At 77.7% G+C, this 9,375-nt stretch carries 10 protein-coding genes, 2 pseudogenes and 1 riboswitch; of the genes and pseudogenes, 9 read left to right on the top strand and 3 right to left on the bottom strand.

Going from position 1 to position 9,375, the window contains the following annotated elements; translation table 11 throughout:
- Nucleotides 1-111: 111 nt before the first annotated feature.
- A pseudogene (locus ACRYM2_RS21855) lies at nucleotides 112-900 on the top strand (methionyl-tRNA formyltransferase); the annotation flags it as partial.
- On the top strand, nucleotides 897-2,351 hold the full coding sequence (locus ACRYM2_RS21850) for an RsmB/NOP family class I SAM-dependent RNA methyltransferase (protein WP_432524698.1): 1,455 nt from the start codon (nucleotides 897-899) through the stop codon (nucleotides 2,349-2,351). The pseudogene ACRYM2_RS21855 and the gene ACRYM2_RS21850, both read left to right, overlap by 4 nt.
- Nucleotides 2,352-2,384: 33 nt before the next feature.
- On the opposite strand, the gene ACRYM2_RS21845 is transcribed toward ACRYM2_RS21850, so the two are convergent.
- A complete protein-coding gene (locus ACRYM2_RS21845) occupies nucleotides 2,385-2,771 on the bottom strand; it encodes a methyl-accepting chemotaxis protein (RefSeq protein WP_432524696.1) in 387 nt (128 codons plus the stop codon).
- Between ACRYM2_RS21845 and ACRYM2_RS21840 the strand changes: the two genes are divergently transcribed.
- A complete protein-coding gene (locus ACRYM2_RS21840) occupies nucleotides 2,728-3,504 on the top strand; it encodes an isocitrate lyase/PEP mutase family protein (RefSeq protein WP_432524694.1) in 777 nt (258 codons plus the stop codon). The two genes, ACRYM2_RS21845 and ACRYM2_RS21840, sit on opposite strands and share 44 nt — an antisense overlap.
- Nucleotides 3,505-3,561: 57 nt before the next feature.
- On the top strand, nucleotides 3,562-4,602 hold the full coding sequence (locus ACRYM2_RS21835) for an alpha-hydroxy acid oxidase (protein WP_432524692.1): 1,041 nt from the start codon (nucleotides 3,562-3,564) through the stop codon (nucleotides 4,600-4,602).
- Between the two features lie 24 nt (nucleotides 4,603-4,626).
- Here the strand turns inward: ACRYM2_RS21835 and ACRYM2_RS21830 are convergent, their stop codons facing one another.
- Together ACRYM2_RS21830 and ACRYM2_RS21825 are read right to left on the bottom strand one after the other, a co-directional pair.
- A complete protein-coding gene (locus tag ACRYM2_RS21830; RefSeq protein ID WP_432524690.1) occupies nucleotides 4,627-5,028 on the bottom strand; it encodes a Fic family protein in 402 nt (133 codons plus the stop codon).
- A gap of 1 nt (nucleotide 5,029) precedes the next feature.
- Nucleotides 5,030-5,260: a hypothetical protein gene (locus ACRYM2_RS21825; protein ID WP_432524688.1), complete on the bottom strand. Its 231-nt coding sequence runs from the start codon at nucleotides 5,258-5,260 to the stop codon at nucleotides 5,030-5,032.
- Between the two features lie 89 nt (nucleotides 5,261-5,349).
- On the opposite strand from ACRYM2_RS21825, the gene rpe reads away from it, so the two are divergent.
- The 5 genes and pseudogenes from rpe to ribH all read left to right on the top strand — a co-directional run bounded on the left by rpe (nucleotide 5,350) and on the right by ribH (nucleotide 9,342).
- Entirely contained in the window at nucleotides 5,350-6,015 is a 666-nt protein-coding gene (gene rpe / locus ACRYM2_RS21820) for a ribulose-phosphate 3-epimerase (protein ID WP_432524686.1), read from the top strand.
- 172 nt (nucleotides 6,016-6,187) lie between these two features.
- Nucleotides 6,188-6,316: riboswitch (FMN riboswitch) on the top strand.
- A gap of 156 nt (nucleotides 6,317-6,472) precedes the next feature.
- Entirely contained in the window at nucleotides 6,473-7,588 is a 1,116-nt protein-coding gene (gene ribD, locus ACRYM2_RS21815; protein ID WP_432524699.1) for a bifunctional diaminohydroxyphosphoribosylaminopyrimidine deaminase/5-amino-6-(5-phosphoribosylamino)uracil reductase RibD, read from the top strand.
- Nucleotides 7,569-8,222 carry a riboflavin synthase gene (locus tag ACRYM2_RS21810; protein WP_432524684.1) on the top strand — a complete coding sequence of 218 codons (654 nt, stop codon included), beginning with the start codon at nucleotides 7,569-7,571 and terminating at the stop codon, nucleotides 8,220-8,222. Before ribD ends, ACRYM2_RS21810 begins: the two co-directional genes overlap by 20 nt.
- A 26-nt stretch (nucleotides 8,223-8,248) precedes the next feature.
- A pseudogene (ribB, locus tag ACRYM2_RS21805) lies at nucleotides 8,249-8,827 on the top strand (3,4-dihydroxy-2-butanone-4-phosphate synthase); the annotation flags it as partial.
- A 29-nt stretch (nucleotides 8,828-8,856) separates the two neighbouring features.
- On the top strand, nucleotides 8,857-9,342 hold the full coding sequence (gene ribH / locus ACRYM2_RS21800; protein WP_432524682.1) for a 6,7-dimethyl-8-ribityllumazine synthase: 486 nt from the start codon (nucleotides 8,857-8,859) through the stop codon (nucleotides 9,340-9,342).
- Nucleotides 9,343-9,375: the final 33 nt, after the last annotated feature.

The following is a 9,375-nucleotide window of genomic DNA, read 5'->3' as shown; positions in this document are numbered from 1 at the left end:
CCGCAACACGACGCCCCGCCCCCCCCCCCCCCCCCCCCCCCCCCCCCCCCCCCCCCCCCCCCCCCCCCCCCCCCCCCCCCCCCCCCCCCCCCCCCCCCCCCCCCCCGCGCCGCCTCCCCGGTGGCGCTGCGCGCCCGCGAGGTGGGACTGCCGCTGCTGCAGCCCGAGCGCCCGCGCGGGGAGGAGTTCCTCGCGCAGCTGCGCGAGCTGGCGCCGGACGCGTGCCCCGTCGTCGCCTACGGCGCCCTCGTGCCGCGCGAGGCGCTGGAGGTCCCGCGCCTGGGCTGGCTCAACCTGCACTTCTCGCTGCTGCCCGCCTGGCGCGGGGCGGCTCCCGTCCAGCGCGCGGTGATGGCCGGGGACGAGGTCACCGGCGCCTGCGTGTTCCAGCTGGAGGAGGGCCTGGACACCGGGCCCGTGCTCGGCCGCCTCACCGAGCCCGTCGGCCCCCGCGACACCGCCGGGGACCTGCTGGGCCGCCTCGCGGTGCGCGGGGCCGGGCTGCTCGTGGACGTCCTGGACGCCCTCGAGGCCGGGACCGCGACGGCCGTGCCGCAGCCCGCCGACGGCGTCTCGCTGGCCCCCAAGATCAGCGTCGAGGAGGCCCGCGTCGACTGGGGCGCACCGGCCGCCGAGGTGGACCGGCGCGTGCGCGGGTGCACCCCCGAGCCGGGGTCGTGGACCACGTTCCGGGGCGAGCGCCTCAAGCTCGGCCCCGTGACCCCGCACCCGGACCCGCTGCCCGCCGGCCGGGTCGTCGTGGAGCGCAAGCGGGTCCTCGTGGGCACCGGGGCCGGGTCGGTCGAGCTCGGCCGCGTCCAGCCCTCGGGCAAGAAGCCGATGAGCGCGACCGACTGGGCGCGCGGTACCCGGCCGCAGCCGGGGGAGGAGTTCGTGTGACCGGCCGGAGCATCCCGGGTCAGAGCAGCCCGCGCCGCGGGGTCAAGCAGGACCGCTTCACCCGCGTCGACGAGGCCCGCCGCGTCGTCTACGAGGTGCTGCGCGCCGTCGACGCCGAGGACGCCTACGCCAACCTCGTGCTGCCCAAGCTGCTGCGCGAGCGGCGCGTCGGCGGCCGCGACGCGGCCTTCGCCACCGAGCTCGCCTACGGCGTGCTGCGCGGGCGCGGCACCTACGACGCGCTGCTGGCGACCGTCGTGGACCGCCCCTTCGAGGAGCTCGACCCCGGTGTGCTGGACGTGCTGCGCATGGGCGCGCACCAGCTGCTGGCCATGCGGGTGCCCGACCACGCCGCCGTGGCCACCAGCGTCGCGCTGGCCCGCAACGTCCTCGGCGGCGGTCCCTCGGGGCTGGTCAACGCCGTGCTGCGCAAGGCCGTCGGCCGCGAGCTGGAGGGCTGGCTGGAGGAGGTCGCGAGCACCGGGGACGAGGACGCCGACCTGGCGGTGCGCCACTCGCACCCGCAGTGGGTCGTGCGCAGCCTGCGCGAGGCGCTGCGCGCGCACGGGCACGACCCCGCCGAGCTGCCCGCGCTGCTGGCGGCCGACAACACCCCGGCCGCGGTGGCGCTCGCCGCGCTGCCCGGGCTGGCCACCCCCGCCGACCTGCTCGGCGGCGGCTCCGCCGTGGAGGTCGTGCCCGGCCGGTGGGCCTCGACCGCCGCGGTGCTGCGGCACGGCGACCCCGCGGCCGTCCCCGCCGTGCGCGAGGGCCGGGCCCGCGTGCAGGACGAGGGCAGCCAGCTGGTGGCCCAGCTGCTGGCCGCCGCGGACGTCGAGGGCCGCGACGAGCGCTGGCTGGACCTGTGCGCCGGCCCCGGCGGCAAGGCGGCCCTGCTGGCGGCCACCGCCGCCGGCCGCGGTGCCCGGCTGACGGCCGTGGAGGTCGCCGCCCACCGCGCCCAGCTGGTGCGCACCGCGCTCGCCGCCGTGCCCGGCGGGGCCGAGGTGCGCGTGGCGGACGGCCGCGAGGTCGGTGCCGAGGAGCCGCAGGCCTACGACCGGGTCCTCGTCGACGCCCCCTGCACGGGCCTGGGGGCGCTGCGCCGGCGCCCGGAGGCGCGCTGGCGGCGGACCCCCGCCGACCTCGGCTCGCTCGGCCCGCTGCAGCGCGCCCTGCTGACCTCGGCGCTGGAGGCCGTGCGCCCCGGCGGGGTCGTCGCCTACGCGACGTGCTCGCCGGTGCTCGGGGAGACCCGCCTCGTCGTCGACGACGCGGTGAAGGCCGCCGCCAGGCGCGGCGTCGCCGTCGAGCGGCTGGACACCCCCGCGGTGCTCGCGCGGATCACCGACGGCCTGCCGGGGGCGGCCGCGGGCAGCGCCGTGCAGCTGTGGCCGCACACCCACGGCACCGACGCCATGCACGTGGCCCTGCTGCGCCGCGCGGACTGAGCCCGCGCGCGCCCGGCCGCGGTCGGGCGGGGGTCAGTCGAGGATCGCCCGAGTCACGGCGACCTGCTCGGTGAGCACCCCGCTGATGAGCGACTGCGTCTGGTTGATCCCCTCGACGGCGCTGTGGATGCCGGACAGGGAGTCCACGACGGCGTCGACGCGGCTCTGGACGGTGGCCACCTCGGTGCTGACGTCGTCGGTGGCGCGCTCGGTCTCGCTGGAGAGCTCCTTGACCTCCTCGGCCACCACGGCGAAGCCCTTGCCGCTCTCGCCGGCGCGGGCGGCCTCGATGGTGGCGTCGAGGGCCAGCAGCCGACGGGCCTGAGCCGGGGGATTCTCCGCGCGGCCGGTGCGGCAGCCGTGAGACGTTGACCGGGTGAACTCCGCCGAGAAGGCCGCCGTGCTGCGGCAGCTGCACACCGACCCCGAACTGCTCGTCCTCGTCAACGTCTGGGACGCGGTGAGCGCGAGCGTCGTCGCCGCCGAGCCGCGGACGAGGGCGCTGGCCACCGCCGGGCACTCCGTCGCCGCCACCTTCGGCTACGGCGACGGCGAGCAGGTGCCCCTCGACCTCGCGCTCGCGATGGTCGGGCGCGTCGTCGTGGCCGCCGGGGACCTGCCGGTGACCGCCGACCTCGACGGCGGCTTCGGCGACGCCGGCGAGACGGTGCGCCGGGCCATCGGCGTCGGCGTCGTCGGCGCCAACGTGGAGGACCAGCTGCTGCCGCTGGCGGAGTCGGTCGCCAAGGTCGAGGCCGTCGTGGCCGCCGGCGAGGCCGAGGGGGTCCCCTTCGTGCTCAACGCCCGCACCGACGCCTTCGTGCGCGGCGGCGACCGCCCGCGCGAGGTCGTCCTCGCCGACGCCGCCGAGCGGGGGAAGGCCTACCTGGAGGCCGGGGCGACGTCCGTCTTCGTGCCCGGCCCGCTCGACGAGGACGCCGTGCAGCAGCTGGTCGCGGCGCTCGGCCCGCAGAGGCTCAGCGTCATCGGCTTCCCCGGGGTGCCCGACCAGGCCCGCCTGGCCGAGCTGGGCGTCGCGCGCATCAGCTACGGGCCGATGACCCAGCGCGTCGCGCTCACCGCGCTGCAGGCCGCCGCGCAGGGCATCTACGCCGGTGGGGGGATCCCGGAGGGGACCAAGGCCCTCAACTGAGCCCTTCCGCGTGAACCCGGTGACACCGGGGGGCGCGCGTGGGCGAGGATGCCGTCCGTGACCTGGATCGACGACCTCGCCCACCGCGCCGACGCCGTGCTGCCGGACTACGTCGCGGCGTACTACCACTCCGCCGCCGGGGACGGCACCTGCGACCGGGAGGGCATCGCCGACTGGAACGGCTTCCGGCTGCGCCCCAGCGTGCTGCGCGACTGCCGCACCCAGGACACCGCCACCGAGGTCCTCGGCACCCCCGTCGCCGCGCCGGTCCTCGTGGCGCCCATGGCCCAGCAGGTCGGCGCCCGGCCGGAGGGCGAGGTGCTCACCGCCCGCGGCGCCGCGCAGGCCGGCACGCTGCTCGGCGTCTCCACGAACACCGGCGTGAGGTTCGCCGACATCGCCGCCGAGGGCGCGCCCTGGTGGTACCAGGTCTACGTCGCCCGCGACCGCTCGGTGACGCAGCTGCTCGTCGAGCGGGCCGTCGAGGCGGGCGCGAAGGCGCTGATCCTCACCGTGGACACGACGGCGCTGGGGCGCGAGCAGGCCGAGATCGACCCGCGCAACTGGGTGGAGTCGCACCACAAGTACCGCACCGGCAACCTCACCGAGGCCGAGGTCGAGCGCTACGGCAGCGACGTCGACATGGCCCTGGACCTCACCCCGGACACCATCGGCTGGCTCGCGGAGGTCTCCGGCCTGCCCGTGCTGGCCAAGGGGGTGCTCACCGCCCGCGACGCGCGCCGCTGCGTGGACGCCGGAGCGGACGGCATCGTCGTCTCCACCCACGGCGGGCGCCGGCTGGGCATCTCCGTCACCTCCGCCTCCGCCCTGCCCGAGATCCTCGCCGAGGTCGGCTCGGAGGTGGAGGTGCACGTCGACTCCGGCGTGCGCGGCGGCCACCACGCCGCGGTCGCGCTCGCGCTGGGCGCCAAGGCCGTCCACGTGGGCCGGCCGGTGATGTGGGGCCTGGCCGCCGACGGCGCGGCCGGTGTCGCCGCGGTGCTCGCCCAGTACCAGCACGAGCTGCGCACGACGCTGCGCCAGCTCGGGATCGGCTCGATCCGCGACCTGTCGCCCGCGGACGTCGTGCGGCGCTGAGCCCGGCCGGGCGGGCGCCGGCCCTCAGCCGGGCAGGTTCCGGTCCAGCAGCGCCAGCAGGCGCCGGGCGATCTCGCCGACGTCGTCGAGGCGGCCCTCGGCGACGTCGCGGGTCAGCTCGCGGCCCGCGCGCGGGGAGGTGACGCCGACGCTGGTGCCGTTGACGTGCAGCAGGGCCAGCGCCGCCAGCAGCGCGGTGCGCTCGTTGCCGTCCACCAGCGGGCGGGTGAGCGCCAGCGAGTGCAGCAGCGCGGCGGCCTTGCGGGGCAGGTCGGGGTAGGCGTCGCGGCCCAGGACCTGCAGCTGCGGGCGCTGGACGGCCAGCGCGAGCAGGCCGGCGTCGCGGACGCCGTAGGGGCCGTCGGGGAAGAGCCGGGTGAAGCGGACGACGTCGCCGACGGTCAGGTAGCGGATCGGGTGCAGCACCTCAGACGGGCTGCGCTTCGCTGTCCACCAGCGCGTCGAACAGCTCGCGGTTGCCCGCGTAGATGGCGCGGGCCACGTCCTGCACGTCGGCGCGGTCGGCCTCGTCGGCCTTCTCCAGCAGCGACTCGAACAGGCGCTGGCGCGAGACGCCGGGGCTGCGCGACTGCAGCCGCTCCAGCATCGAGCGGTGCGCGGCGTCCAGGCGCAGCGTGAACGCGGTCGTCTCCGGCATGACGTCACGGTACACCAGTGGTGCGCGATGACGTCAGAGCCGCGGGGGTGGTCCCCGGCCGCCGCTCCGGCGGCGGCTAGGGTCGCCCGGTGGCCATCCAGGTGAACCCCAGCATCCTGTCCGCGGACTTCGCCAACCTGCAGGCGGAGCTCGCGCGGATCTCCACCGCGGACGCCGCGCACGTCGACGTCATGGACGGGCACTTCGTGCCCAACCTCACCCTCGGCCTGCCCGTCGTCGAGGCGCTGCAGGCGGTCTCGCCCGTCCCGCTGGACTGCCACCTCATGATCGAGGCGCCCGACCGGTGGGCGCCCGCCTACGCCGAGGCCGGCGCCGCCGGCGTCACCTTCCACGCCGAGGCCGCCGCCGCCCCCGTCAAGCTCGCCCGCGAGATCCGCAAGGCCGGTGGCCGGGCCGGTCTCGCGCTGCGCCCGGCGACGCCGCTGGAGCCGTTCGTGGACCTGCTCGGCGAGTTCGACATGCTGCTCGTGATGACCGTCGAGCCCGGCTTCGGCGGCCAGAGCTTCCTCGACGTCACCCTGCCCAAGGTCCGCCGCGCCCGCCGGGCCATCGGCGCCTCCGGCCTCGACGTGCGGCTGCAGGTCGACGGCGGCATCTCGGCCGCGACCGTCGAGCGCGCCGCCGAGGCCGGCGCCGACGTGTTCGTCGCCGGTTCCGCCGTCTACGGCGCCGACGACGCGGCGGCCGCCATCGCGCAGCTGCGCGAGCTGGCCACCGCCGCCTGCGCCCACTGAGCCCACCGGGGGACCCGGGGCACCGGCCCCCGGGCGCGCCCCGGAGCGCGTGGCAGACTGGCCGCACCCGGGCGAGCAGCCCGGGACGACGACAGACCCAGCGACACAGCCAGCGACAGAGCCAGCGACAGAGCAAGCGACAGAGCAGCAACAGCGAGCAAGACCGCACGACACGCGTGCTCCGGGGTCGGTGAGATTCCGAACCGGCGGTGACAGTCCGCGAGCCCCCACCCCGGTGGGCGGCTGATCCGGTGGAACTCCGGGACCGACGGTGACAGTCCGGATGGGAGGCAGCGCGCGACGTCGTCGCGGCGACCCGCCGTCGGCACCCGCCGACCGCGGTCGCGGCGCCGGCGTCGGTGTCGTCGGCGGTCCGCAGGCGCGTGCGCGCCCGGACCGCCCGACGGCCTGCCCCCCGCCCGGACCGCCTGCCGGCCGTCGGGAGTGGGGAACCGTGCTGGACGCGACGGCGGCGACGCCCGCCGACCCGCAGCGCGCCGCGCACGAGCTGCGCGCGATGCGCCGCGCCCTGCAGCTGGCCGCGCAGGGCCCGCGCACCGGCCCCAACCCCCGCGTGGGCTGCGTCCTGCTCGCCCCCGACGGGCGGGTGCTGGCCGAGGGCTTCCACCGGGGAGCGGGCACGCCGCACGCCGAGGCCGCCGCCCTGGCGGCCCTGCCCGAGGGGGCGGCCCGCGGTGCGACCGCCGTCGTCACCCTCGAACCGTGCACCCACACCGGTCGCACCGGCCCGTGCAGCCGCGCCCTGCTGGCCGCCGGTGTCACCCGCGTCGTCGTCGCCGACACCGACCCCAACCCCCGCGCGGCCGGCGGCGCCGCCGAGCTGGCCGCGCACGGCGTCGACGTCGAGACGGGCCTGCTCGCGCAGGAGTCCCGCGCCCTCAACGAGCGGTGGGCCACCGCCGTCGGCCGCGGCCGGCCCTGGGTGACGTGGAAGTGGGCGGCCACCCTCGACGGGCGCTCCGCGGCCGCCGACGGCAGCAGCCGATGGATCACCTCCGCGGCCTCCCGCGCCGACGTCCACCGCCTGCGCGCCGAGCACGACGCCGTCCTCGTCGGCACCGGCACGGCCCTCGCCGACGACCCCGCCCTCACCGTGCGCGCCGACGGCCGCGAGGTCGAGGGCCCGCAGCCGCTGCGGGTGGTCGCCGGTCTGCGCGAGCTGCCCGCCGGGGCGCGGCTGCGCGACGAGCGCGCCCGGCTGCTGCACGTGCGCTCGCGCGACCCGCACGCCGTGCTGGCCGCCCTCGCCGAGCAGGAGGTGCGCACCGTCCTGCTCGAGGGCGGGCCCACCCTGGCCGCGGCCTTCGCCGCCGCCGGTCTCGTCGACGAGGTCGTCTGCTACCTCGCGCCCGCGCTGCTCGGCGCCGGCCCGGCCGCGGTCGGCGACCTCGGCGTGTGGTCGATGCCCGACATCGCCCGCCTGGACCTGCGCTCGGTGCAGCGCACCGGCGACGACGTCCGCCTCGTGGCGCGTCCCGTCCCGTCCGGGGTCTGGTCCGCAGACCCCGCCCAGCCCGTGAAGGAGGCCACCGGTGTTCACCGGGATCGTTGAGGAGGTCGGCGAGGTCGTCGCCGTCGAGCGCGGCAGCGAGTCCGCCCGGCTGAGCGTGCGAGGACCCCTCGTCACCTCCGACGCCGTGCACGGGGCGTCCATCGCCGTGGACGGCGTCTGCCTCACCGTCGTCGACCAGCCCGAGCCGGGCGTCTTCACCGTCGACGTCATGGCGGAGTCGCTGCGGCGCAGCTCGCTGCACGACGTGGCCGCCGGCCGCCGGGTGAACCTGGAGCGGGCGATGGCCGCGCACGGCCGCCTGGGCGGGCACATCGTGCAGGGCCACGTCGACGGCACCGGCACCGTCGCCGCCCGCACGCCCGGGGAGGCCTGGGAGGTGGTGCGCATCGCGCTGCCCACCGGCCTGGCCCGCTACGTGGTGGAGAAGGGCTCGATCACCGTCGACGGCACGTCGCTGACGGTGTCCGCGGTCAGCGCCGTGGACGACCCGCAGCCCTGGTTCGAGGTCTCGCTCATCCCCACCACGCTGGAGCTGACCACGCTGGGCCGCCGCGAGGTCGGCGCCCTGGTCAACCTGGAGGTCGACGTGCTCGCCAAGTACGTGGAGCGCATCACCGCCGCCGACCGCGCCGAGCGCTCCGGCGGGCGCTCCGGCGAGCAGGTCGCCCCGTGAGCGCGCCGGCGGTGGCCGCGGGCGCGCTGGCCGCGGCCCTGGAGGCGCTGCGCGCGGGACGGCCGGTGCTGGTCACCGACGACGCCGACCGCGAGAACGAGGGCGACGCGGTGCTGGCGGCCGAGCTGGCGACGCCCGAGTGGATCGGCTGGACCGTGCGGCACACCTCCGGGATGCTGTGCGCGCCGATGCCCGCCGAGCGCGCCGAGGCCCTCGGCCTGCCGCGCATGGTGGAGCGCAACGAGGACTCCCTGCGCACCGACTACACCGTCAGCTGCGACGCGGCGAGCGGTGTGAGCACGGGGATCTCCGCGGCCGACCGGGCCCGCACCGCCCGCGTCCTCGCCGACCCGGCCAGCACCCCGGGCGACCTGGTGCGCCCCGGTCACGTCTTCCCGCTGCGCGCCCGCCCCGGCGGGGTGCTGGAGCGCCCCGGGCACACCGAGGCCGCCGTCGACCTGTGCCGGCTGGCCGGGCTGGCGCCCGTCGGGATCATCGCCGAGCTCGTCGAGGACGACGGGTCGATGTCACGCTGGGAGCAGGTGGTCGAGCTCGGCCGCAGGTACGACCTGCCCGTGCTGACGATCGCAGACCTGCGGGCGCACCTGTCCGCAGCCGGACGAGGAGGAGACGCGTGAGCGGCGACGGAAGCCCCGAGATCCAGGTCGACGGCAGCGGGGTGCGGGTGGCCCTCGTGGCCGCCCGCTGGCACGCCGAGGTCATGGACGGCCTGCTGGAGGGGGCGCGCCGGGCGCTGCGGGCCTCCGGGGTCGAGGACGTCGTGGAGGTGCGCGTGCCCGGCGCCTTCGAGCTGCCGGTGGCCGCCGCGCGCCTGGCCCGCACCGGCGTCGACGCCGTCGTCGCCCTGGGCGTGGTCATCCGCGGCGGCACCCCGCACTTCGACTACGTCTGCGACGCGGCCACCTCCGGGCTGACGCAGGTCGCCGTGAGCACCGGCGTGCCCGTCGGCTTCGGCGTGCTCACCGTCGACAACGAGGCCCAGGCGCTGCACCGGGCCGGTCTGCGCGGCTCGCGCGAGGACAAGGGGGCCGAGGCCGTCCTCGCCGCGCTGGAGACCGTGGTGGCCCTGCGCGAGGTCGCCCCGCTGACCGTCGACTGACGCCGTCCCCCGCCCCGCCCCGCCCCCCCCCCC

The sequence above is a fragment of the Kineococcus aridisoli genome (assembly GCF_050871885.1).
Lineage (GTDB): Bacteria > Actinomycetota > Actinomycetes > Actinomycetales > Kineococcaceae > Kineococcus.
The sequence above is the reverse complement of the archived record's forward strand: the minus strand, read 5'-3'. Positions and strand labels throughout refer to the sequence as shown.

Bases quoted from the DNA above. Each gene is read 5' to 3' on its own strand.
- ACRYM2_RS21825 (WP_432524688.1), bottom strand. From the start codon at position 5,260: ATGCCGGAGACGACCGCGTTCACGCTGCGCCTGGACGCCGCGCACCGC.